This is a genomic window from Microcoleus sp. SVA1B4 (genome assembly GCF_036700545.1).
GTDB lineage: Bacteria > Cyanobacteriota > Cyanobacteriia > Cyanobacteriales > Microcoleaceae > Microcoleus.
This window is the reverse complement of the sequence record NZ_JAUBPB010000015.1, coordinates 35,518-60,472: the sequence shown is the minus strand read 5'-3', so window position 1 is coordinate 60,472 and position 24,955 is coordinate 35,518. Positions and strand designations below refer to the sequence as shown.

Annotated in this window: 18 protein-coding genes; 6 read left to right on the top strand and 12 right to left on the bottom strand. The window is 45.4% G+C overall.

All coding sequences use genetic code 11. The annotated features are described in order from the left end of the window. Positions 1-69: 69 nt before the first annotated feature. The 6 genes from QT987_RS09970 to tkt all read right to left on the bottom strand — a co-directional run bounded on the left by QT987_RS09970 (position 70) and on the right by tkt (position 9,353). A complete protein-coding gene (locus QT987_RS09970; RefSeq protein WP_333239399.1) occupies positions 70-1,158 on the bottom strand; it encodes a response regulator in 1,089 nt (362 codons plus the stop codon). A gap of 125 nt (positions 1,159-1,283) precedes the next feature. Continuing rightward, positions 1,284-2,786, bottom strand: coding sequence for an ATP-binding protein (locus QT987_RS09965; protein ID WP_333239397.1), 1,503 nt, complete (start codon positions 2,784-2,786; stop codon positions 1,284-1,286). A 91-nt stretch (positions 2,787-2,877) separates the two neighbouring features. After that, a complete protein-coding gene (locus QT987_RS09960) occupies positions 2,878-3,030 on the bottom strand; it encodes a hypothetical protein (RefSeq protein ID WP_333239395.1) in 153 nt (50 codons plus the stop codon). Between the two features lie 447 nt (positions 3,031-3,477). Then, a complete protein-coding gene (locus tag QT987_RS09955; protein WP_333081177.1) occupies positions 3,478-3,924 on the bottom strand; it encodes a response regulator in 447 nt (148 codons plus the stop codon). Positions 3,925-3,972: 48 nt separating this feature from the next. Next, entirely contained in the window at positions 3,973-6,771 is a 2,799-nt protein-coding gene (locus QT987_RS09950; RefSeq protein WP_333239393.1) for a PAS domain S-box protein, read from the bottom strand. A gap of 566 nt (positions 6,772-7,337) precedes the next feature. Further along, entirely contained in the window at positions 7,338-9,353 is a 2,016-nt protein-coding gene (tkt, locus tag QT987_RS09945) for a transketolase (RefSeq protein WP_333239391.1), read from the bottom strand. Positions 9,354-10,269: 916 nt separating this feature from the next. Between tkt and lysS the strand changes: the two genes are divergently transcribed. After that, complete coding sequence (gene lysS, locus QT987_RS09940) at positions 10,270-11,823, top strand: lysine--tRNA ligase (RefSeq protein ID WP_333239389.1); 1,554 nt, start codon at positions 10,270-10,272, stop codon at positions 11,821-11,823. A 335-nt stretch (positions 11,824-12,158) separates the two neighbouring features. Here lysS and QT987_RS09935 read toward each other — a convergent pair whose 3' ends face one another. The 5 genes from QT987_RS09935 to QT987_RS09915 all read right to left on the bottom strand — a co-directional run bounded on the left by QT987_RS09935 (position 12,159) and on the right by QT987_RS09915 (position 17,014). Then, positions 12,159-12,758, bottom strand: coding sequence for a TerD family protein (locus tag QT987_RS09935; RefSeq protein ID WP_333239387.1), 600 nt, complete (start codon positions 12,756-12,758; stop codon positions 12,159-12,161). A gap of 81 nt (positions 12,759-12,839) precedes the next feature. Next, on the bottom strand, positions 12,840-14,294 hold the full coding sequence (locus QT987_RS09930; RefSeq protein ID WP_333239385.1) for a TerD family protein: 1,455 nt from the start codon (positions 14,292-14,294) through the stop codon (positions 12,840-12,842). Positions 14,295-14,390: 96 nt separating this feature from the next. Further along, positions 14,391-14,963, bottom strand: coding sequence for a TerD family protein (locus QT987_RS09925; protein WP_333056776.1), 573 nt, complete (start codon positions 14,961-14,963; stop codon positions 14,391-14,393). 160 nt (positions 14,964-15,123) lie between these two features. Continuing rightward, a complete protein-coding gene (def, locus tag QT987_RS09920; RefSeq protein WP_333239383.1) occupies positions 15,124-15,657 on the bottom strand; it encodes a peptide deformylase in 534 nt (177 codons plus the stop codon). 115 nt (positions 15,658-15,772) lie between these two features. Further along, on the bottom strand, positions 15,773-17,014 hold the full coding sequence (locus QT987_RS09915) for an HhoA/HhoB/HtrA family serine endopeptidase (protein ID WP_333239381.1): 1,242 nt from the start codon (positions 17,012-17,014) through the stop codon (positions 15,773-15,775). 212 nt (positions 17,015-17,226) lie between these two features. On the opposite strand from QT987_RS09915, the gene dnaA reads away from it, so the two are divergent. The 3 genes from dnaA to dnaN all read left to right on the top strand — a co-directional run bounded on the left by dnaA (position 17,227) and on the right by dnaN (position 20,332). Continuing rightward, on the top strand, positions 17,227-18,597 hold the full coding sequence (dnaA, locus tag QT987_RS09910) for a chromosomal replication initiator protein DnaA (protein WP_333239379.1): 1,371 nt from the start codon (positions 17,227-17,229) through the stop codon (positions 18,595-18,597). A gap of 39 nt (positions 18,598-18,636) precedes the next feature. Next, positions 18,637-18,891 (top strand): hypothetical protein, encoded by a 255-nt coding sequence (locus QT987_RS09905; protein WP_333239377.1) that lies wholly within the window; start codon positions 18,637-18,639, stop codon positions 18,889-18,891. Between the two features lie 301 nt (positions 18,892-19,192). Then, on the top strand, positions 19,193-20,332 hold the full coding sequence (gene dnaN / locus QT987_RS09900; protein WP_006632140.1) for a DNA polymerase III subunit beta: 1,140 nt from the start codon (positions 19,193-19,195) through the stop codon (positions 20,330-20,332). A 108-nt stretch (positions 20,333-20,440) separates the two neighbouring features. Here dnaN and QT987_RS09895 read toward each other — a convergent pair whose 3' ends face one another. Continuing rightward, positions 20,441-21,880, bottom strand: a complete 1,440-nt coding sequence (locus QT987_RS09895) for an ATP-binding protein (RefSeq protein ID WP_333056770.1) — start codon at positions 21,878-21,880, stop codon at positions 20,441-20,443. A gap of 979 nt (positions 21,881-22,859) precedes the next feature. Between QT987_RS09895 and QT987_RS09890 the strand changes: the two genes are divergently transcribed. Together QT987_RS09890 and QT987_RS09885 are read left to right on the top strand one after the other, a co-directional pair. Continuing rightward, positions 22,860-23,939: a permease gene (locus QT987_RS09890; RefSeq protein WP_333056769.1), complete on the top strand. Its 1,080-nt coding sequence runs from the start codon at positions 22,860-22,862 to the stop codon at positions 23,937-23,939. Between the two features lie 145 nt (positions 23,940-24,084). Next, entirely contained in the window at positions 24,085-24,873 is a 789-nt protein-coding gene (locus QT987_RS09885) for a TIGR03943 family putative permease subunit (protein WP_333056768.1), read from the top strand. Positions 24,874-24,955: the final 82 nt, after the last annotated feature.

Sequence of the window (24,955 nt, the reverse complement as noted above, 5' to 3'; positions counted from 1 at the left end):
GACTTATGCCATAAGGGTGGGAATTTTGCCTACAGTTGTATTCTTTTTGGAAACTGGAATAATCATGGTTTAGACAGGCAGGGAAACGCAAACTATGGTTTCTTGCTGCGGCAAACTTTCTATTTTAAATTCTCCGCCGTGCAATTCTACAAGGCGTTGAACAATAGCCAAGCCCAATCCCAAACCTGCTTGTTGGTAAAGTTTGCGATCGAACTGCCTGTAAGCTTCTAGCTGTGCAATCTGATCGTTAGTCATACCGCGGCCTTGGTCTTTGACAGACAGAATAAAAGTCTGATTTTCGACGAAAGTGCGTAATAAAACAGGCGTTCCTTCTAAAGAAAATTTGAAGGCATTGTCCAATAGTTCTTCAACAATTTTTGCGAGTCTGACAGAATCAATAGCAACCGACGAATCTTGCAAGTTTAATTGTAAATCGTCGGTTCTATTCGCGTGTTTTGCTTGCTGCCGCGCTTTTTGACTCAGCAAAGATTTTACACAGCTAAATTCGCTGTTTCGCATCTCCTTTAGCAGTTCGGGATTGGTGGCTGCTATCTCCAGTTCTGCATACAGCAAAAAGTTCTGAATCAGCCGATACAAGCGATGACCGGAAGTTTGAATTTGACCGATCATCTCTAAGATATCTGATTCCTCTAAGACCTGATATTCTGACAGAATTAGCTCAGAAAAGCCCAGAATTGCATTCAAAGGAGTCCGCAATTCGTGGGGCAGCGACATACTAATATTAGTGCGTAATTCGTCTAGCGTCTTTTGAGATTGTCGGCTAATTGTTTTTTGTTTTTCAAGTCTAATAGCAATGGCTTTTAGCAATTCTTGGGGCGTACAGGGCTTAGTAATGTAATCGTCAGCTCCCAGTTCCATGCCCGTGCGAATGTCAACTTTATCGGCTTTGGCTGTGAGGAAAATAAACGGAATTGTGGCAGTCAATGGTTCGGATCGCAAAGCTTTGATGACGCCGTGACCGTCTACTTCCGGCATCATCATGTCGCACAAAATTAAGTCGGGGATTTTTTCGATCGCCAATTTGATGCCGACTTGGCCGTTACTCGCTCCTATTCCTTCAAAATTCTCGGCTTCCAGCAACTCTAAAATATTCTCTCTAATCGCTTCTTCGTCTTCTATTACCAAAATCTTAGCCACGGTGCTAGCTCCTTTTTGTTAGTAGTTTGTTGGAAAAATTCTAGGTTCAGATACTTGATAAGTTTGTTTGTTAGGGGCTTAATTAATCGTTAAATCGCAGATATATATAGTTGATAATTCAGTTCTTATTGACAGGGATCGCAAATTAAAGGCAAGGTAATAGTGAAAGTTGTGCCTTTTCCTTCTTGACTCTCGATCGCAAGTTGGCCGCCGTGAAGTTCCACAGCCCTCTTCACAATTGCTAAACCGAGACCTGTTCCCGAAATAGTGCCGACATTTGGAGATCGGTAAAAAGTTTCTAATATCCGCTCTCGATCGGCTTGGGGAATGCCGATGCCCTGGTCTTGAACTTGGAACACAGCTTCGTTGTTTTGACAGTTGAGGTGCAAGGAAACTGTACTGCCGACGGGGGAATATTTGATGGCATTTGAGAGGACATTTCCCAAGATTTGCTGCAGCAGTTTTTCATCCATTTGAGCCTCGCAGTTGCCGCCTTCATATTGAAAGGCGATCGGGTGTTGGTTGCTGTCGTTGAGCTGCTGCTCTTCTACCAGTTGACGGCAAAATTTTTCGAGGTTTAAGGAAACCGGTTGAAACTGCAAGGTATTGGCTTCGATTTTGCCAATTACGAGGATATCTTCTAATAACTCTGTCATGCGTTTAATTGCTAATTGAATCCGCACAAAATGAGTAGATTTTTTATCTTGGGGCCACTGAGAACTGTAATCTTGCAGCAATCCAGCGGAAAATTGGATGGTTGTCAAAGGTGTGCGAAACTCGTGGGAAACCATTGTGACAAATTTAGCTCGCAGTTGTGAAAGTTCCTTTTCTCGTGCGAGGGCTTTGAGAATTTCCGCTTCTGCTCGTTTGCGATCGCTAATGTCACGGGCTTCCGCTATCAGCAGCAAAATTTGTCCTGTCTCATTTTTAACAGGTTTCAGTGAGAAATCAACTGTCATAATTTGGCCACTTTTGCCTAACAAGTCGATTTCGCTGCGGAAAAACTCGCCACGACTTGCTTTGCCGATCGCGCATTGCAATTGTTCGGAAACCTGTGGCGACTTACCCCAAACCGCCATTTCCCAAATCGGGCGGCCCACAATACCCTCCGATCGCAATCCGGCAAAATCGAGGGCTGTCTCGTTGACTTCCAGCACAATTCCTTCGGGAGTCAGCAGCTTGGTTAGCTGAAACGACGAGTCAAAAATCGCCCGAAAGCGGCGCTCGCTTTCCCGCAGCATTTGAAATGTTTGAGATCGTTCGATCGCGTAGCGGATCGTCCGCACTAATAATTGAGTAGTAATTTGACCTTTAACAATATAGTCTTGAGCTCCCAAGCGAACTGATTCGAGGGCGATCGCCTCATCGTCCAAGCCTGTCATTACCACCATTGGCACATCAGGAGCAACTTCTCGCAGGCGAGTTAGGGTTTCCAAACCGCGGCTGTCGGGCAAAGAAAGGTCGAGCAAAACTACATCAAAGGGTTGTTTACACAGTTGTGCGATCGCCTCATGCAGGAACTCAACAGACACCAGTTCCCACTCGACGCCCACAGATACTTCTAACAGTTCTGCAAGCAAATCAGCATCAGCCGGATTGTCTTCTACTAACAGAATCTTAATCCACATAGCTTAGACGTTTTTGACTATAAAAATTTTACTCTACCAATCTTAGGTTAAACTTTTTTGCTTTCCCTTACCATTTTCAACTTGAAAATTATTATTTGGGAACTGTCACCACCACCAGCCACCAATCCTCAATCCATCTCACCAGCTTAGCCACTTGACTAAAATCGATAGGCTTAGTGATGTAGCACCGGGCTGACAGGGCATAAGACTTGAGCATATCTTCATCGGCTGCTGAGGTTGTCATTCGATTTTAGATTTTAGATTTTAGATTTTAGATTGACTTGCGCGAGATAAATTGGGGGGACGCAAGGATTTTAGATTTTAGATTTGGGATTGATTCCACGGATAAATCTGGGGGCTTGTACCATCAAGAAATTCGCTTGTCATAATTACCACCGGAATCATTTTTAACTTGAGTGTTGAGTTGATTTATATCAATATTTTTAACCTTTTTTTTAGGCAAAATTAAGTTAATCAGAATTAAATTAGACCGAGAAGGCGAACCGAAAATCCTGCTTTATTCAATAAACTCTTGCTTGTACCATATTTTCTACTATTTGCAACTTGTTAAAAATTGGCTGGGCGCCAGCTTTTATAAACCCCATTCAGCCTCGCCGAGCAAATCATGCACCAGCAGAATTTCCATAGGTTAAAAATTTTTAGAGCATTCATAAGCAAAGCTTTTGTCCGTTTAATTTAGAGGAAGTTTGACGACTGCCAGCCAGAATTCCTCAATTAACCTGACTACTTTAGTAAATTCTACGAAGTCTACTGGTTTTGTTATGTAACAGTTGGCGTGGAGCGAGTAGGACTTAAAAATATCTTCGGGCGCTGCTGAAGTGCTGAGAATTACTACAGGAATTAATTTTAATTTGGGGTCGGTTTTAATTTCTTCTAGCACTTCAATACCGCTTTTTTTCGGCAGATGCAAATCGAGCAAAATCAAATCGGGACGGGGGACTCTGAGATAAGGTTCTTTGCGGCGCAAAAACTTGATTGCTTCGACTCCATCCTCCACAAAATGCAAGTTATTCAATATTTTACCCTGACTGAGGACTTCTATTGCCAAATCGGCATCGCTGGGAGAATCTTCAATCAGCAGAATCTCTATAGGTCTAACAGTGCTTCGATCGCTCATAACCGGCGTATCCCTTTGAGTATAAAAACAAAATTGAATTTTGAGGCTTCAGGTACTAATTATAGGAATAGTGAAGTAAAAAGTCGCTCCTTTTCCCTCCTGAGATTCCACCCAGATCCGACCGCCGTGGCGTTCAACAATGCGCTTGCACATCGCCAAACCTATGCCAGTACCGGAATATTGGCGGCGGGAATGCAGGCGCGCAAAAATGATAAAAATGCGATCGGCATACTGGGGATCGATGCCAATGCCGTTATCGCGGACACTGAACACCCATTCGCTCTCTTGCAGGCGAGCAGCGATATGAATCACCGGGATATCTTGGCGACAAAATTTGATGCTGTTGGCGACCAAATTTTGGAATAATTGCACCAGTTGAAATTCATCCGCCATCACGGTTGGCATCGCGTCGTAGGTGATTACAGCTTTTGTTTCGGCGATCGCAATTTGCAAATTGCACATAGTTTGCTTAACCACAGCGTTGCAGTCCGCCTGCTCAAACTCCTGACCCCTCGTTCCCAGGCGCGAATACGCCAACAAATCGTTAATTAACTGCTGCATTCTGGTGGCGCCATCGACAATATAATTAATATACTTATCTGCGCGATCGTCCAAATTTCCTTGATAGCGTTGGGCAAGCAATTGAGTGTAACTGGTAACGGCTCGGAGCGGTTCTTGCAAATCGTGGGAAGCCACATAAGCAAATTGTTCTAATTCCTCGTTGGAACGCTTCAAATCTTCTGTCAGTTGCAGCATTTGCTGCTCTGCTTCTTTGCGGCTTGTAATGTTGTAAACCAAGGCGCAACAAGACAGTAGATTACCCTCGGAGTCCATGACTGGACTGGTAGACATATCAGTCCAAATATCTTTACCGTCCTTGCTTTTAAATTTAAATTCGTGTTGTTCACCAATACCTTGCTTACGGCGCTCGACATTTTCAATAGCTTGTGGTTTTTCCCGTTCGTCCATAAAATCAAAAAGCGACCGCCCGAACATTTCTAATTCACTATAACCTAGCATTCGCGCCATTGCGTGGTTTACGTAAGTCGTGAGGCCATTTCTGTCAATTACCCAAATACCTTCTTCGGCTAATTCAACTATTTGCCTGTACTTGAATTCGCTTTCCAGCAAAGCAGTTTCAGTTAGTTTCCGCTCAGTGATATCTTTCATAAAACAGTGGTGACCGTTAAATATCCCTTGTGCGTCGCAAGCTTTTACCATCGTTAATTGCTTATAAAAAAATGAGCGATTTTTTCGGACTCCTCTAGCTTCAACTTCTACTTTGCCAGAAATTAGCATTTCCTGATAAGCTGAAATCATCATCTCAACATCGCCCGGATGTACGGTGCTCTGCCATTCCATGCCAAGCATTTGGTCCGGTTCGTAACCGCATTTATGAGCGTAAGCTCGGTTAACCTTCACGTAGCGCCCCTCAATATCCAGCCGCGAAATGCCTTCCACCGCATTTTGCATGGCACTGGTTAGGTCACGCAGCTCTTTTTCAGCTTGTTTGCGATCGCTAATATCCTGACCAATACCCAAAAAACCGTTAATATTTCCGCTACTATCAAATAAGGCAGTCACCGACAGCAGTACCGGAAACCGCGAACCATCTTTGCGAATATAAGTCCATTCATTTTCGTCCGCGATTTCCCGGCACGGCAAGGTAAATAATACTTGAATTCCCGGCTCTATTTTCACTCCCAATTCTTGAGAAAGAACTTCAGCTCTTTGAGCGACCTCCAGAGGCTCGTGAATTATTGCTATGGTGACTTTCCCCACTACTTCTTCTAGCGAATAACCTAAAAGTTGCTCTGCTGCCCGATTAAATGTTTTAATTGTACCGTCGGAATCGGTAGAAATAATTGTGTAGTTAGCGCTATTAAGAATAGCATTTTGCAGTTGCGTCAATTCCAACAAAGTGAGAGCAATTTTTTCGCGGTAAGCTATTTCTTTTTGCAATTGGTGGTTAGAAATTTCAATTTGAGCAGTGCGCTCAGCAACTCGATGCTCCAGAGTTTCATTGAGCAGTCGATTTTCCTCTTCTATCTGCTTGCGTTCTGTAATATCAGTAATAGTACAGACATAACTTTTAACCTCCCCATTTTCTCCGACTTGACCGACAGATTGACCGAATACCCAACTGATTTGAGGGTGATTAATGCCTTGAAAGCGGTACTCAGATTTAAACGGCAATTTCTCCTGCGCGGCGCTATACCATTCAGAAAAAACCCGATCGCGATCGTCTGGATGAATGCCTTGCAACCACCCTTTGCCCAAAGCTTCATCACAGGTAATTCCCGAAATTTGACACCAACGCTCGTTGACATACAAGCAGTCTCCTCCAGCATCTGCATAAAATATTCCCACCGGCGAAGCTTCAGTTAAAGTTTGATAGCGAGCTTCCGTTTCTCGGCGTTCAATTATTTCTTTTTGCAGTATTGAATCGATCATCCCTAATTGAGTTGGACTCAGGAGAGTTAATGCTTGGGGAACGAAAGGAATTAATGCAAAAGCGGTGTAACCAGAAATCGCGGCGGTAATAATTTTTAGAATGCCAGAAACCCAATAAACAGGATGCCAAAGCGTCCAAACTTCCATCACATGAGTAGTGCCGCCGGAGATAATAAAGGCTGCAAACAGCCAAAAGATATTGCGAAAGGGCAAGTCTTTTCGCTGAAAGATAAAATAATAAATTAGCGAGAGGGGTATTGAATAGTAAGCCAGGGCAATGATAGAGTCTGACACTATGTGGAGTGCTACTAGCTCTCGCTGCCAAAGGTAACAGTGACCGTGAGGAATATAATTTCCCGTGAATAACAGGTGATTTAAAAACTTCCAAATCATAAACGGAATGACAAATGGGGAAGGAGTAATTTAACGCAATAACTTATAACTTATCTTAACTCTCTGAAATATACAGTTCTGGAGGCACGGGAGGCTAAAAACCCGGTTTCTTCATAAAGGCCTCATTGCCAAACCGAATATTGTGGTAGAAACTGGTTTTTCTTCGGTAAGTCTTAATATAGCAATTCTCAATGATTCGCGAGCTGTAGCGAGCTCTAGGTTGGGTATAACTCATATGTTGCACCATTCTCAATCCTTTTATGAACAGGCTTTTCGGCCTGTTCCACAAGAGATGAATTTTCTTGTGGAACAGGCCGAAAAGCCTGTTCCTGACAATGGTGCAAGATGTGAGGTATAACGAAGTGAAACCCTATATGCCGATTTGAGATTTTAGGATTTTAGCTTTTCCTTCCTTCTTCCTTATCTTCTAAATAACTAAAGCCTTCTTCCATCCATCCGTTACATCTGTTACATCGGAAGAAAGCGAATCCGTTGCCCAACTTCCTTCTGCTATAAAAAATGGGGCGAGCCCGAAGCCCGCCCCACCAAAAATTATGCTGCTGCTATTAGCCCAACAGCGCCTGAGCCTTAGCTACCACATTATCAACGGTGTAGCCAAACTTTTCTAAAGCAACGGGACCCGGTGCAGAAGCGCCGAATCTGTCGATGCTGATGCTGTCGCCTTCGGAACCCAAATAACGTCCCCAGCCGAAGCTACAAGCTGCTTCAACGGCCAATCGCTTAGTAACAGCTTTCGGCAGTACAGATTCGCGGTAAGCGGCATCTTGTAAGTCGAACAATTCCCAGCAAGGCATCGAAACTACGCGCACTTTATTACCTGCGGCGCGCAATTTTTCAGCGGCATCAACGCAGAGGTAGGTTTCGCCGCCGGTGCCGATTAAAATGATGTCGGGAGTGCCGCCGTCGTCAGACAAAATGTAAGCGCCTTTGGCTGTTCCTTCGATCGAACTTCCGGCCAAGTTGGGCAGATTTTGGCGCGACAAAGCCATTAAAGTTGGGCGAGTGCGGCTTTCAACGGCCACTTTGTAAGCGCCGGATGTTTCATTACCATCCGCAGGGCGCATTACCAACAAATCGGGAATTACTCGCAGAGAAGCGATGGTTTCCACGGGTTGGTGAGTTGGGCCGTCTTCGCCCAAGGCTACGGAGTCGTGAGTCATTACGTAAATAACTCCAGCTTCCGAGAGTGCAGAGAGGCGAATTGCTCCCCGCATATAGTCAGCAAATACCAAGAAAGTGGCGCAGTAAGGAATTAAACCGCCGTGCAGTACCATACCGTTGGCGATCGCACCCATGGCGTGTTCCCGCACACCAAAGCGCAGGTTACGTCCTTCGTACTGACCTTTTTGGAAGTCTTTTTCACCCTTGAGCAAAGTCATGTTAGAAGATGCCAAGTCAGCGGAACCGCCGATCAGTTCAGGTAACACACCTGCCAAAGCATTCAAACATTTTCCAGAATGATTCCGAGTCGAATCGGCTTTATCTTCTGCCTTGTATGTCGGCAAAACTTTATCCCAACCTTCAGGAAGTTTGCCGGCAACGCTGCGCTCATATTCTGCTGCTTCTGCAGGATATGCTGCTTTATAAGCATCAAAAGCTTTCTGCCATTCTTGCTCAGATTGAGCACCGCGATCGACTGCTTTGCGGAAGTGTGACAAAGCATCATCAGGAATCTCAAACGGTGCGTGTTCCCACTTCAAGAAATCACGAGTTGCTTTCACTTCATCGGTACCCAAAGCAGCACCGTGAGAACTGTAAGAATTGCGCTTGTTAGGAGAACCGTAACCAATGATGGTGCGGACTTTAATCATGGACGGTTTGTCCGTGACTTTTTTGGCTTCTTCAATAGCTTTGTGAACTGCTTCTAGGTTAGTATCTTCGTCTAGAGCGGTATTGTCTACTGTAATAACGTGCCAATTGTAAGCTTCAAAACGCTTGCCCACATCTTCAGTAAAGGCCAAGCTGGTGTCGCCTTCAATAGAAATGTGATTGTCATCGTACAAGGCAATTAATTTGCCGAGTCCGAGGTGTCCGGCCAAAGAACAAGCTTCGCCAGAAATGCCTTCCATGTGGCAGCCGTCACCCATGATGACATAGGTGTAGTGGTCAACAATTTTATGGTCGGGCTTGTTAAACTTAGCAGCGAGGTGAGCTTCTGCCATTGCCAAACCGACGGCATTAGCAATTCCTTGTCCGAGGGGGCCTGTGGTAACTTCTACGCCTTCGGTGACGAAGTTTTCGGGGTGTCCGGGGGTTTTGGATTCCCACTGACGAAATTGCTTGATGTCGTCGAGGGTGACGCTATCGTAGCCGGTCAAGTACATGAGGGCGTACTGTAGCATACAGCCGTGGCCAGCGGAGAGGACGAAGCGATCGCGATTAAACCACTTGGGGTTTTTGGGGTTGAACCGCATGAACCGATCCCACAGCACGAAGGCCATAGGGGCAGCGCCCATCGGCAGTCCCGGGTGTCCTGATTTTGCTTTTTCTACCGCATCGATGGCCAAAAAGCGGATAGAGTTGATGCAGAGTTCTTCGAGTGATTGGGTTGCAACAGCCATAATTCTGGTTTTTATATGTTAAGAGAGAGTGTGTGTGGTCGATTCTGACAGAGGTGCGATGAGCCGAGTTCGATCGCTCGCGTTTCTGCTGTTCAGTTTCTGTGGAACTGCCGTGAGGCTGCACTACATATCATCTCACCTGTTGCGATCGACAGACAACTTAATTTTTTAATGTTTCGGTCGCTTTGTGCAGTTGATTGTAAATTGTTATAAGGAATACCCTGAAAACCCCGTGACTTCAGTCCGGGGATGAAAGGGCGTTACAGGATTTATCCTGCCTGCTCTCTTTACCCCAGTCCTGAATCTAAAATCTCATCTTTTCAATTCAAAAAACTTTCGTGAAAAGTTTTGGACACGACGGGACAGTATGGTAAACTGAAACAGTCACGGTTAAACTCCCTTGCCGTCGTGAAACGGGACATGAGACACACTTTTAGGCATAAACTGGGGGACAAAGTGCGACGAAAACACTATAAACAGTCGAAACCGAAAATGTAGGTTTCAATCCAGCAAACACAAACTTTTTTACGCTCGAATTGTTAAGTAGGGTAGGGCATACCCGAACTCTAGGGAAATATCCTAGTACGCTTTTGGAGATAGATCCGCTGGGATGTTTCTGAGTTAGGCTCGTCAATTGGTGGTATCCCCACGGTTGAAAGGTTTAAGAATTGCCGCAAGGACAGAACATTTTAAGGTCAGTCGCTGAATTAAGAATCCCCTCGGCTTCAGCCAGGGGAGTGTCAAGATAGAGTTTGGTGTTTCTGACATCTTGCAGCTTTGTCACGAACAGGCAAGATGCCTGTTCCACAAAGAGTGAATTTTCTTGTGGGGCGTTGATTTGAGCAACGCTCGATCGCACGATCGCCAGAATAGTGCAAGATGTCAGATATTTGTAATTTTAATCAGGCAATAACTAATGACTCTCAGTGAAGCCGAAGTCCGCAGTCAAAAAGTAGACGAACTGCGATCGCAAGGCATAGAACCGTATCCCAGTGAATCCTACGCGCGATCGCACACAGCCAAGCAAGTTCGCGAAATATTTAGTCAGCCGGGAAAAGAACTCGAAAACGGACAAAGTGACCCCGAAGAAATTTCCCTGCGATTAGCAGGCCGCATCACTTCCAAGCGAGACAGCGGCAAAATTGGTTTCATCGATTTAAAAGACGCCACAGACAAAATTCAACTCAAAATCGAGAAAGCAATCGTCACCGGCGAAGTCGGTTTGAGCTTTGAACAAATTAAAAAATTGCTTGATGTCGGCGATTTTGTCGGCGTCGAAGGTATCGGCTGCCGCACCCCCAGGGGAGAACTTTCTATTTTAGTGAGGGAATTAAAGCTTTTATCAAAAGCTACCATTCAATTTCCCGATGCTTATTATGGAATTAACGACCCCGAAGTTTGCCGCCGTCACCGCGAAATGGATTTGGCAAGCAACCAAGATGCGCTCAACCGTTTTATGCTGCGTAGTCGCATCGTCCAAAGCATCCGTTCCTATCTCTGGCAAGCCAATTTTTACGAAATAGAAACGCCAACACTGCAAGCTATTTACGGCGGTGCTGCTGCTAAGCCCTTCATCACTCACCACAATGCTTTGGAAGTGGATTTGTATTTGCGAGTGGCTCCAGAATTATTCTTAAAAAGAGCAATTTGCGGCGGTTTCGAGCGAGTATTTGAACTAGGAAAAGCCTTTAGAAATGAGGGCATTGACAGCACCCACAATCCAGAGTTTACCTCTTTAGAAGTTTACCAAGCTTATGCTGATGTTTTCGACATTTTAGGAGTTGTCGAAGACGTGATGTGTTTCGCAGCGGCGGCGGTATTTGGGGATGTCAAGGAAATTGAAAATCAGGGGGAAACGATTAGTTTAGAACGCAAGTTCGACTACAGCGAAAAATATCCCGGTTTCAGTGGCAAACACTGGCAAGTGAAAACGATGGTAGAAGCTGTCAGAGACGAGTTTGGGCTGGATTTTGACAGTTTGGACTTGGAAAGTGCGATCGACTCTGCAACCAAGCTAGAATTGCACCTGTCTAAGTTAGAACAACAGAGTTTAGGGTACGTGCTGTATGCAGTTTTTGACAAATTAGTTGTTCCCAAACTAATTCAACCTACATTCATCATCGACTATCCTGTTGAAGTCAGTCCCTTAGCAAAAGGACATCGCAGCAAGCCGGGATTTGTAGAACGTTTCGAGCTGTTTATTAACGGTACAGAATACTCTAACGGCTTCTCAGAATTGAACGATCCGAAAGAGCAAAGAAAGCGGTTTGAGGAACAGTTAGCGCAGAAAAATGCGGGCGATGACGAAGCGCATCCAATGGATGAAGACTTTATTCAAGCGCTATCTTTGGGAATGCCTAACTGTGCCGGAATGGGTATCGGCGTAGACAGATTAGTCATGCTTTTAACTAATACTCAAAGTATCCGAGATGCCGTCATGTTCCCGACAATGCGGCCGGTCAAAGATTGATTCGTAATGTTTTGTAGGGGCGGGTTTTACCAACAATATCTAACTCAAACAAACAGTCTCTATAAACCCGCCCCCACCCACAAATAACCTACATCAACCTTGACTTCGATCAAATACGAAAAATGTGCATTGCGATTTACCGTTGGGTGGGGGCGGGTTTATTTGTATCGTCAATTATTGGCTAATATTGTTGGTGAAACCCGCCCCTACAATTCTACGGAAAATGTGCATTTTGATGGCTGGTTGGGTGGGGGCGGGTTTATATAGATTGTCAATTATTGACAGGTATTTTGGGTGAACCCGCCCCTACAAGCATCAGTTTCAAGAATCTAAGATCACCGCATAAACGAACCGACAACACCGTTCATATCTTCAGCCAAAGGATTTCCCAAAGCCTTAAACTTCCACTCGCCGCCTTCTCGATAAACTTCTCCCATCAACATATTTAATTTTCCTTCATAAGATGGGTCATTTGACAAGCGATAGCGAGCTATTTCTTTCCCGGCGGCATCTACAGCTCTCACGAAAGCATTTTCTACCAGGCCAAAGTGCTGTTTTCTCGCTTTTCCATCGTAAATATTTACGCCCAAAATAATTTTGTGATATTCTGCTGGCAAAGAACTCAGTTTCACCACTATTTGTTCGTCGTCTCCCTCTCCCTCGCCCGTGAGATTGTCGCCTGAGTGAACAACTGTTTTGTCCTTTGACTCCAAATGAGAGTAATAAATTACATCCTCTTTGTAGTTCTTTATTTTGCCATTTTCTCCCAACAGCATAGCGTAGGAATCTAAGTCAAAATTTGCACCGCTGCTTCGGCCGAAAAGACCTTTTTTAGTTTGTGCCACATCCCAGCCCAAACCCATTGTCAGTCTGGACAAGTCGTATTCGCTTTTGCTGAGAACTATTGATTGTCCTTTTGTTAAGTTGATAGCCATAGTTTTGTGATTTTGTAAGGTTTATGGTGAAGTTGAATGATTGCCCTAAGCTAGCATTTTGTTTGTCGGCAAAAGCTGTTTCTAGGGTAAGAGATTTTTGATTCGTGCTGATTTTACCCAATGCGGATATTCTGCAGTCAACAAATCGTATAATTCCTCATCGGCAATATGCTCCGGGTCTTCTAAACTGAAGAAATCGGCGTTGTCTAGGTAGCGATCGCCCATTTGGTCAAGCTGCTCTAAAAAGCTAAAATCGCTCGCTACGGCTCTTGCTAACCACCCGCGCACTCCCTTACTTTTGACATCTTTCTGCGACTTACCGATCGCCATAAACTGCCAAAATATCGGCTCGTGGGACGACCATTGTAGCTGCTGCTTGGTTTCCGATTCGTCGGCTGTTTCTCCATCAGTTACAAACATGACGTAGACAGGTCGATCGGCTTTAATAGCTGCGTAGCGCCTGCTACCGCGACCGTCTGGAAAATAGAAGTTTCTAATTTCCTTGATTACTTTACCGTAGTAAGTACCTCCTTCTAAAGGATACTGTTGGAGTATATGGTGGATGAAGTTTGAGAAATTGTCGATCGACATTTCACCGGGATTGTGGGGGTTGACTCCAAACAGAAATATGTCGATAGCAGCGTTGTCATCAAACCGACATCCCAAAGCCAAAATCTTCTCTGCCAAACGCTGAATCTTTCCTGAACTGTATAGCGAAGACATGGAACCAGAAATATCGAGGCAAAGCGCTACTTGAGCATCGTGATTGGTGAGATTTGCCTTTTTTAGCGAGATATCTGCTTTCTTAGCGAGATTGAAAATGTGCGGCGCTTTCTCCTGAAGCTTTTTGTCTAATGCTATAGCTTTCTGACTTTTGTTGCTATCTTCAATAACTGGTAATCTAGGCAGTTCTACTGTACGTTGTGCAGGTTTTTCTGGCTGTTGAATCTCTGAATGATACTTGTCAACAAAACTCTGCAACCCTGCTTTATATCCTTGTCCTACAGCCTGAAATCTCCAAGCTGCATCTTTTTTATACAACCGTCCAAATTCGACTGCTGTTTCTTCAGAAAAAGCTTCTGTTAAATCATACCGCGCTAGTTCGCTGTCGGTTTCGCGATCGTACAATCGGATAAAAGCATTTCTGATTTGGCTAAAATTTTGATGTTTAGCTTGTGCGTCATGAATCGTGACCACAAAAACCATTTCCTCAACAGCAGCCGTTACTTTTTCCAAGTCTACATCAATTGTCTCGTCATCCCCTTGAGTTTGACCAGTTTGATTATCTCCCGAATGGGCGATCGCTCCGTCCGGCGACTGCGAGTTATTGTAAAATACAAAGTATCTTTCATCGGGAATCTTGCCGTCAGAACCTAACGCAAAAACCGAGGCATCGATATCGCAGCTTTGCTGGTTTGAGTCTGAAAAATTTAGTTCAGTTGCTATTTCCCATCCCAGGGCGATCGCAACTTTTGTTAAACTTGGAGATGTTTTAGAAAGATTAAATCTTTCGCCCTTCTTTAATTGAATTCCCATCTGGTTTGTCACCTCATGAGTCTGGCTTAAAATCGAGGGAAATATTCCTGCTTCCGAATTTCCCCTCGATTTATTTAGTTAGGAGCGATCGACCTTTTATCCGGCATACTTATCTACAAAGCTTTGCAAGCCGGAATTGTAGCCTTCTCCTACAGCTTGAAACCTCCACTCGCCGTCTTTCTTGTAAAGTCTGCCAAACTCTACCGCTGTCTCCCTAGAAAAATCCTCGTCCAAATCGTACTTCGTTACTTCTGTGTTAGTAGTAGTGTCGTAAATCCTGATAAAAGCATTCCGCACTTGACCGAAGTTTTGCCTTCTCAATTCTGCTTCGTGGATAGTTACCACAAACACAATTTCTTGCACCGCCGGATCGACTTTGGTTAAATCGACTGTAACGGTTTCATCATCGCCAAATCCTTCTCCGGTTCTGCTATCTCCCAGATGTATTACAGAAGTGTCCGGCGACTCCTTGTTGTTGTAGAAAACAAAGTATTTTTCGCCGGGAATTTTGCCAGTAGCCCCCAACATAAACACGGAAGCATCTAAGTCAAACGCTGCGCCGGTGTCTGTAGCATTGGTATCCCATCCCAAACCAATCCCGGCATTTTTTAGCCCCGGTGCTTCTTTAGAGAGATTGATTCTCCCGCCTTTTTCTAAGTTGATAGACATTTGCTCTCCTGTTTGCAACATCTCTGATATTACTGCTAACAATTATACCAACTGTCAGAGCAGCTTGACAAATTGCTTTTGGTACTCGTCCTCGGTCAATCGATTTTAGATTTTAGATTTTGGATTTGGGATTTTGGATTGGAGAATTGCTCCCGTATGGTCAGAGCAGCTTGACAAATTGCTGCTGGTACTCATCCTCAGTCATCAGTTCGTGGGTATTTTCCACCCTGTCTAAAAACACGATTCCATCTAAATGGTCGTGTTCGTGTTGAAAAATTCGGGCCACAAAGTCTGTCAATTCTTGTCGGTGGAGTTTGCCGTCTCTACTGGTGTATTCTATCTCGATCGCCCTACTTCTCGGCACCAATCCCCGAATCCCCGGAATGCTCAAACAGCCTTCCCAGTCTTTGACTGTCTCTGTTGATGCAGCCACAATCCGGGGATTAATCATCGCTGTGGGATCCATGTGGGGTGCTTGGGGATACCGCAGGTTGGGGCGAGATGCGACGATGAACAGGCGATCGGACTGAGCCGCTTGAGGGGCGGCAATCCCCACTCCGTTTGCCTGCTGTACTGTAAATATTAAGCTGTCAATCAACTCTTGAATGCGATCGTCTTTAATATTCTCGACAACTTGCGACGGGTGGCGCAATACGGGATTTCCTAATTGAGAAATTTGTAAGAGTTCTGCCATAGTTATTGGTTAGTCGTTATTGGTTAGTCGTTAACTACTGACAAATTACCATTTCCTTCTTCCTTCTTCCTCCTTCCTTCTTCCTTCTTCCTTCTTCCTTCTTCCTTCTTCCTTCTTATCCAACTTTTTGAACCGGCAAACTCCCCGGTTTAACAGTCAAATTAACTATTTGTCCGTTACGGTTAATTTCCATTTGCAACAGACCGCCAACCTTAGCATTTTGCACGAACTCCTGAACAGCTTCCGACTGAATAATCGGCTGATTATTAATCTTTTGAATCACATCTCCAGCCCGCAAACCTGCCGCCGCAGCGGGAGAATTAGGAACAACACTAACAATAGCCACACCCCGATCGACTGCAACTCGCAGGCTGCTGGTAGCATTGCTGTTAATTTGCTGCTTAACCTCTGGATTCAGCGTCGCCATTTCAATGCCTAAATAAGCGTGTTCGACTTTCCCCGTCGTAATCAGTTCCTTCGCCACCTGTTGGGCCGCCTGAATGGGAATCGCAAACCCCAATCCTTGAGCACCTTGAATAATCGCCGTATTCATGCCAATAACTTCGCCCGAAGCATTCAGCAGCGGGCCGCCAGAATTCCCCGGATTAATCGCAGCGTCTGTTTGAATAAAACCGACCCGCTTGTCGGGCACGCCCACATCTGAGCTCGATCGCCCCGTAGCGCTAATAATCCCCGCAGTTACGGAATTGTCCAAACCCAAAGGATTGCCGATCGCGATCGCCCATTCCCCAGGCAACAGCTTATCCGAATTGCCGATCGTCACCACAGGTACATTATTCGCCTCAATCTTCACCACAGCCACATCCGTCACCTTATCCGCCCCCAACACCCGCCCCTGAAAGCTGCGGCCGTCCCTGAGAGTTACATTTACCGTATCGGCTCCCTCTACAACGTGAGCGTTAGTGAGAATCAGGCCGTCGGCCCCGATGACAAAACCCGAACCAGTGCCCCGTTCGATCCCGCCCCGGCCACCCGAATTCGGTTCTATCCCAAAAAAATCTTCCGGCGACAGCCCTCTATTTCCCGGTTTCACCAGGCGCGAAGCATCGATCCGAACCACTGCCGGGCCAACTTTTGCCACCGCAGCCACAATAAAATTCACATTAGCCGCGTCCCCCGACAAGGGAACCGGCGGCAAGACTTTCCTAGCTTGATCCTTTGTATTAGGAGGCAGTTGCAATTTCGGTTCTAGCGCCCTTTGTCCAGAATCGCCAGAATTTGCACGAAATTGAGAAACCGTCAGACGATCGCCCAACATGGCGGCCCCGGCTCCCGTTACCAGCAGCAATATGTAAATTGCCGGTTGCTTCCAAAATTTGCCAGTAGAACTCTTCATTGCCATGTTTTAAGGCTTTCCTGCCAAATCTAAATATTTGCTGAGCAGCTCCCCGATAGCTGGCGCAGGACTGCAGAGCCGCCAAATTTGTGGGCGATGGCGTCGGGCCCTTGCCCGTGCTACGGCAGACTCCCTTAAACTTTAGCATCTGAGGACTAAACTCTCTAGACTGTAGAATTAATATCTTGAATGCCGATCGGCAGAGGTGAGCAGTGGACATTCCCCTCGAAAGTCTGTGGAATCAGATACTTGAACGTCTCCAGGTACAACTGAGCAGACCTAGCTTTGAGACGTGGATCAAAACTGCCAGGGCAGAACAACTCGAAAATAACTGTTTGATCGTCAGCGCCCCCAACCCCTTTGCTCGCAATTGGTTGCAAAAATATTACAGAGAAATCCTTGCCGATGCAGTCGCAGAAATTCTCGGCTATCCCGTAGACATTTACTTGACAATTGCCGGGGGAAACGAAACAGACGGCAGCAGCGACTCGGCCATAATTTGGCCCTCCCCCATCGCGGATGTCCCGGAAAGCCACTCGCTTCACCCCCCCAAACCCGCCAATTTAAACCCCAAATACCTATTTTCCCGCTTTGTCGTCGGTTCCAACAACCGCATGGCCCACGCAGCCTCCCTCGCGGTAGCTGAGTCTCCCGGCCGAGAATTCAATCCCCTATTTTTGTGCGGTGGCGTTGGTTTGGGCAAAACTCATTTGATGCAGGCGATCGGTCATTATCGCTTGGAAATTGACCCCAACGCCAAGATTTTTTACGTTTCTACTGAGAAATTTACTAACGATTTAATCGCCGCCATTCGCAAAGACAGTATGCAAACTTTCCGCGACCATTATCGGGCTGCCGATGTTTTATTAATAGATGATATCCAATTTATTGAAGGTAAAGAATATACTCAAGAAGAATTTTTCCACACTTTTAATACTCTGCACGAAGCCGGGAACCAAGTAGTTTTAGCTTCTGACCGTCCGCCGCAGCAAATCCCCCGCCTGCAAGAGCGTTTGTGTTCCCGATTTTCCATGGGATTAATTGCCGACATTCAATTGCCAGACTTGGAAACTCGGATGGCAATTTTGCAGAAAAAAGCTGAGTATGAAAATATGCGCCTGCCGCGAGATGTGATTGAATACATTGCTTCTAGTTACACTTCCAACGTTCGGGAATTGGAAGGTGCTTTGATTCGGGCGGTAGCATATCTTTCAATTACTGGTTTGCCGATGACTGTGGAAAATATCGCCCCGGTTTTGAATCCGCAAACTGAAAGTGTAGAGGCAACGCCAGATGCAGTAATTGCAGTTGTGGCTGAGGAGTTTGATGTTTCTGTTGAAGATTTGAAAGGCAGTTCCCGGCGGCGAGAAATTAGTCTTGCCCGTCAAATAGGGATGTATTTAATTCGGCAGCATACTGGTTTGAGTTTGCCGAAAGTTGGCGAAGTGTTCGGTGGCAAAGACCACACGACTGTGCTTTACAGTTGCGAAAAAATTGCTCAGTTGCGGAACACTGACCCGAATTTGGCTCAAACTTTGCGTCAGTTGAGCGATCGAATTAATGTTGTCAGCCGCAAAACTTGAGAACAAGTAAGTTGTCAGTTGTCGGTTGTCAGTTGTCCGTTGTCAGTTGTCATCACTCAACGCCGTCAACAGTTAACAGTCAACAGTCAACAGTCAACAGTCAACAATTCCCATTCCCAATTCCCAATTCCCCATAATAGACAATCTTGCCTGTGGAAAAACCTGTGGAAAAGTTGCCCTCGGTTTGTGGAAAACTTTACTCGATCGCCCGAAACAGCTTTTGCACAAAAATGGGCGGGCGATCGACCGCACCAGCTTTTCCACAAGTTTTCCACAGGTATTTATTACCTATAAGTGACGCCCCGCAAGCAGTTAGCTTTTTTTTCCACAGTTTCCACAGGGCGATCGGTACAAAAATAATTCAATAAATTAAAAAAATAGGCGAGCCCTTCGCACCCTACACAGATAGTTCACGACGCGCGCTGACTTCAGAAACCGGGTTTCTTGGAAGATTTCTCGTTTTTACAGACAAAATTTTGCGTAGAAACCGGGAATAAGCGCCCAGCCTTAAGCCCTGACAGAGAAAAACCGACCCGCCGGCTTTCTGTGATACCATTTGTTTCTGTTTCAAATCCGGTTAATTAACCTTCGTACCATGAAATTGGTTTGCACCCAAAGTGACCTCAACGCCAACCTCTCGTTGGTAAGTCGGGCCGTTCCCTCCCGCCCGACACATCCGGTACTCGCCAACGTGCTCTTAGTAGCGGATGAGGAAAATCAGCGGGTTAGCTTGACAGCTTTCGATCTCAGTTTGGGCATTCGTACCAGCTTCGCAGCAGAAGTAACAGGCGGCGGCAGTTTTACCATACCCGCTAAATTGCTTAACGATATTGTTTCGAGACTCCCAGATGGAGAAATTACTTTAGAAGACGAAGCGGGGGACACCGTAGCATATCTCACTTGCAGTTCTGGCAGCTACCAAGTTAGAGGCATGGGCCCAGAAGAATTCCCAGAATTGCCCGCAATCGAAGCCGGAACAATCCTCAAATTGCCGCCGGAAGCCTTGATAGAAGGACTCAAAGGAACTTTATTTGCGACAAGCCCCGACGAGGCAAAACAGGTACTTGCAGGCGTGCATTTAAAGGTATTACAAGATTGCTTGGAATTTGCAGCTACAGACGGCCACAGATTGGCAGTAGTTCAAACTGCCAATGAAAAAGCTGAAGGCGAAGAAACCCAAGAAGAATTTGAGGTGACAGTCCCCGCTAAAGCATTGCGGGAAGTAGAAAGAATGCTGGTGATGCGGCAGTGGACTGAACCTGTAACCCTGCATTTTGAACACGGTCAAGTAGTGTTTGAATGGGCAGACCAGCGGCTGACCACTCGCACCTTGGAAGGGCAATATCCCGCATACCGGCAGTTGATTCCGCCGTCTTTTGAGCGGCAAATTACCTTAGAAAGGCGATCGTTCTTAGCAGCAGTTGAAAGAATAGCAGTTTTTGCCGACCAAAAAAACAATATTCTCAAATGCAGCATCGACGAGGAGAATCAGGAAATTACTTTGTCTGTAGATGCTAAAGATGTCGGCTGTGGCAAAGAGTCAATGCCCGCACAGATTTCGGGAGATAGCATCGATATTGCTTTCAACGTGAAATACTTAATTGACATTTTGAAAACTGCTCAATCCCCAGAAATTCAACTGCAATTAAACGGTGCTTTAGCCCCCGTAATTTTCCAGCCTTTGGGCGGAGTCAATGCTACATTCTTGGTAATGCCCGTGCAGCTTCGAGCGTAACGGATTGGTAGGGGCGGGTTTTACAAACAATCTCCGCCTAAAATTGCTCCTCTAATAAACCCGCCCCCGCTTGGGCGGTAAATCGATATCGACAAGTCGCCCAGGCATTCAAATCCATGGCAACAAAATTTCAAATTCAGTACCTGTACCGGGCGTAGAATGCAAATTTAACTTGCCTTTATGCTTTTCCGTAACAATTTGATGGGTAATTGCCAACCCCAAACCGGTACCTTTCCCCGCCGGTTTAGTGGTGAAAAATGTCTCAAAAATCCGCCGCTGAATTTCGGGCGGAATTCCCGGCCCGTTATCGGCAATTCGGATGGCTATCCAAGCGTTATTTTGATTTTTTTCCGCAGATTCTGGGCATAAGTCGCCGTTTTGGCTGGCGGATAATAGCTGTTTGGCATTTGGTCTATCGCCCCTAACATAATTTTGAATTAATTCCGAATTCACACAGTCTCCGTCACAACTTTCTATTACCTCGGTTTCAATAGTAATCGCAGGCATAAATTCTTTTTCTGCTTTTACCTCTTCCAAAGCGTCGATCGCATTACTGATGATATTCATAAATACCTGGCTCAACTGACCCGAGTAACATTTTACCAAAGGCAAATCCCCATAGTTTTTAACTACTTTAAATCCGTACTTCAGACGATTTTTCATAATTAGCAGCGTACTGTCAATACATTCGTGAATGTTAGCTTGCTTCAAGTGGGCTTCGTCCATGTGAGAAAAAGTGTGCAGGCTGGTGACGAGTTCGGTCAGCCTCTGCGATGAAACTTTCATACTTTTGAGAATTTCCACCCAATCTTCTTGCAAAAAATCAAATTCTATGTGTTTTTTGAGTTTGTCAATTTTTTCGCTGTCACCCACAATCTCTTCGTAAGCCGACAGCAACTCCATGATGTCTTTCGAGTAGTTGGACAAAAACCCGATATTTCCGCTAATGCAGGTGACGGGATTTCTAATTTCGTGGGCAACTCCAGCTACCATCTGTCCCAAACTCGCTAGTTTTTCGGTTTGAATTAATTGAGATTGAGTTTGCTGCCTCAGCAATTTTGTTGCTAGTTCGTGAATGTTGGATTGGGCTACTAACAGTTCGTGCACATCTAGCAAACTATAAGTTTGAGGCGACACTTGAACCACAATCGGTTCGTAAAGCAGTTCTTTCGATCGCAACAGCGACTTCCTGGCTGCATCCACGATTAAAGTATTGCTGGGAAAAATTAAACTCTCAGTTTCGGCAAAGCGGTACAAAGCCCTCACCGGTCGCTTTAAAAATAATTCTCGCCCAAAAGGACGGCTGATAAATTCTAAAAATCTCCGCCGGGAAATCATACCGGCAAATTCACCTTGATGGGTCACAATGACTCCCGGTAACAGCGGATTAGCTTCTAACATCTGAGAAATTCGTATTCCCCAATCCGTAGCTTCTACCTGAAAATCGTAAAGCGACAATTCTTGGAGAGTAGAGTCTAAACAAAGTTCTCCTAGGTCAGCCTCGGAGAGGGGTTGGACTGGTCTTTCTACGCAGGAGGTATTCAACATAAATTTATCAGCACGCTTTTTTTGGGGTTCTATTTGCCAGACATTAAGCTACCAAAGGTCAGCAGGTGAGTTGCTGAGTGCTTTGACAGACATCCCTCTGGCCAACTGCATTTTAAATTACACAAAAAACTGACTGTACCAAGGAAAATTTTACCACTTAAAGTATTAGGCAAGATTGAGGATCACCGAGATCAATGCGCCCTTGTAATTATACCTAACTTTATTTTATACTGACTTGAGCGGTATTAACGCTTGTTTCTACTATTTAACTATTCATTAATCTTAGGTGGTCATCTTAACCTTGTGTTAATAAAATATTAGGCTGAGAAATATAAGTGATTGATAATAGAAGAAAATCGGAATTGCCCGATCGCCAACACGATGCAGCCCGTCAGCAGACAATTTAAAAGCAGAAACTCGGGGGGTGACGCCCCGGAATTTTAGCTGGCAATCGCGATGGCGGGACGCCCCGCAAGCTAAGGCATTTGAGGTGATTTCATCCCATATCCCCGATCCGGTACTCGCAACCCCCCGTAACGCTCAGCCAGCGACACACCTGCCAGTGTGTCCCCTATAGGTTTGTCGTGAAAACTAAAGTCATCGCTACAAACCAATTTTATTGCGATCGTTATATAAAACAGTTAGCCTCGCCCGCCATCTGTAAAATCGGCCTTGGCATTTGTTCTAAACTCAATTATTTTTACCCGCAATATCTATCAAATCGGCGACGGTTCGCAGAGTCAATTATTGATGACCTGTACGAGGCGGATACGAATAAAAAATCAGTCAAACCCACAGTTTTAACCAGTCCAAATCATTCAAAGTATCAGCATTGATTAAATTAGAATTTCTACAAATTCCCCAAAAAAACACAAAAAAAAATTAACTCGAGCTTAACTTAGTGCTATGCTTTGGTATGATCTACAAGGAGTTCTACCAAAGACGTATAGCTAAATAGCAATCTACCAGTAGGTGATCGATGCAACCCGCCCTGACAAATCAGTTAAATAATGCTTTCACCCTGTTTCTCAGCTTGTTAGTAGAAGCAATACCTTTTCTGCTGCTCGGAGTTTTATTTTCAGGTTTGCTGCTGGGGTTTGTAGACGAACGCAAACTCGTATCGCGCATCCCGCGAAACCCGCTGCTGGCGGCTTTGATGGGCAGTTCGATCGGCTTTTTGTTTCCCGTGTGCGAGTGCGGTAACGTGCCCGTAGCCCGCAGGTTACTGATGCAGGGAGTACCCGCACCAGCAGCGATCGGCTTTTTGCTGGCGGCCCCCACCATCAACCCCGTGGTAATTTGGGCTACTTGGACGGCATTTCGGGATCAGCCAGAAATTGTAGTTTTTCGGGTGGTATTTTCTCTGTCTATAGCCACAATTATCGGCTGGGTGTTCAGCGCCCAAAAAGACTTGCGGCCTCTGCTGCAACCCTCTGTAGCCCGTGCGATTCCTCTGCCAAAACCAGAGTTTTCCGAAAAAGAACTCGTCCAAGCTAACACTCCGCTGCTGTTGCAGTCGGGAACATTTATGCTCGGTCAGCCGGGGGGGGTGGTGCCGATCGAATCTTTGCTACAAGACAACTGGAAGCCATTACAAACAGGCAAAACAGAAAAAACCTCGAAACTTTCCTCAATGTTCCACCCCGTTTCTAAAGAGCGTCTGCGCCTGCTTTTAGATACTATGGTACAGGAGTTGCGCGAATTAGGAGGAGTGTTGGTAATCGGAAGTGCGATCGCAGCCATCATTCAAGTTGGCGCCCCCCGCGAACTAATTCTCAACCTCGGCCAAGGCCCCGTTTCCTCGATTCTAGCCATGCTGCTATTAGCGGCAGTCGTATCGATTTGTTCTACAGTAGATGCCTTTTTTGCCCTGTCTTTTGCTTCCACATTTACCAGCGGTTCGCTGTTAGCATTTCTCGTTTTCGGCCCGATGATTGACCTCAAAGGTATCGGTTTAATGCTGTCAATTTTCAAAGGTAGAGCCGTAGTTTACTTAATTGTATTAGCAGCTCAGTTAACCTTTTTAATGACCCTTTCTATTAACTTGCATTTAGGTTAATAAACTAGCTCAAACAGACAACTCATACGATGATTTTCGATGGGCTATTTTCAATTACCTTGCTCCCCGACACAGAAGTCACCGATATACGGATAGTTTTTTTTCTTTTCCTTCTACCCTCTTCCTTCCCAGTCACTCTTAAAAAATGAATTTAAAAAAAATTAGCCCCTGGCTGGATGCCCTAGCTATCTTAGCCTGGGGAATATTGCTCCTCAAATATTGGATCACGGGCAAATTAAGCATTCTCATTCACCCCAATTACTTTGGCTTGACTCTAGCAGGAGGAATCGGCTTAATAGTTATTGGCGGTTTAAAAACTTGGGAACTCTTAAAACTCGATCGCACCACAAAGCAATCGCGGACATCAACAGCAAATAACTCTCTCAGAATCACAGAAGTTGAACACGTTACTTTGTTTCCCCCCAGTATCGGCAGCACCTTAATGTTGAGCGTCGCATTAATAGGTTTACTAATAACGCCACGCACATTTACCAGCCAGACAGCTTTAGAACGGGGCCTCACCGAAGCCCTGCCCATCACCAGACTGCAACCCCAAGAATTTCGCAATACTACCAAACCAGAAAATCGATCGCTCGTCGAATGGGTGCGGCTGTTAAATTTCAACCCCGAACCGGATACATACAGAGGTCAAAAAGTCAAAGTTCAAGGATTTGTAATTCACCCCCCCAACATAGCCGAACAATATATGTGGCTCGGGCGTTTTATCATTACCTGCTGCGCGGCAGACGCCTATCCGATCGGGTTGCCTGTAAAATTACCGATCGGTCAAAGCCGCGCCGCCTTTGCCCCAGACAGTTGGCTAGAAATAGAAGGAGAAACGATCGTAGAAGAACTGCAAGGCAAGCGCAAATTAACCATTCAAGCATCCTCCCTCAAACCAATTCCTGAACCAAAAAACCCTTATGATTATTAGATGTGGAATAAGTATCAGATTAAATTTTACCTTGATTGCGAGATCGACAGTCCAGAACCGTCCTGCGTATACAAATTAAGAT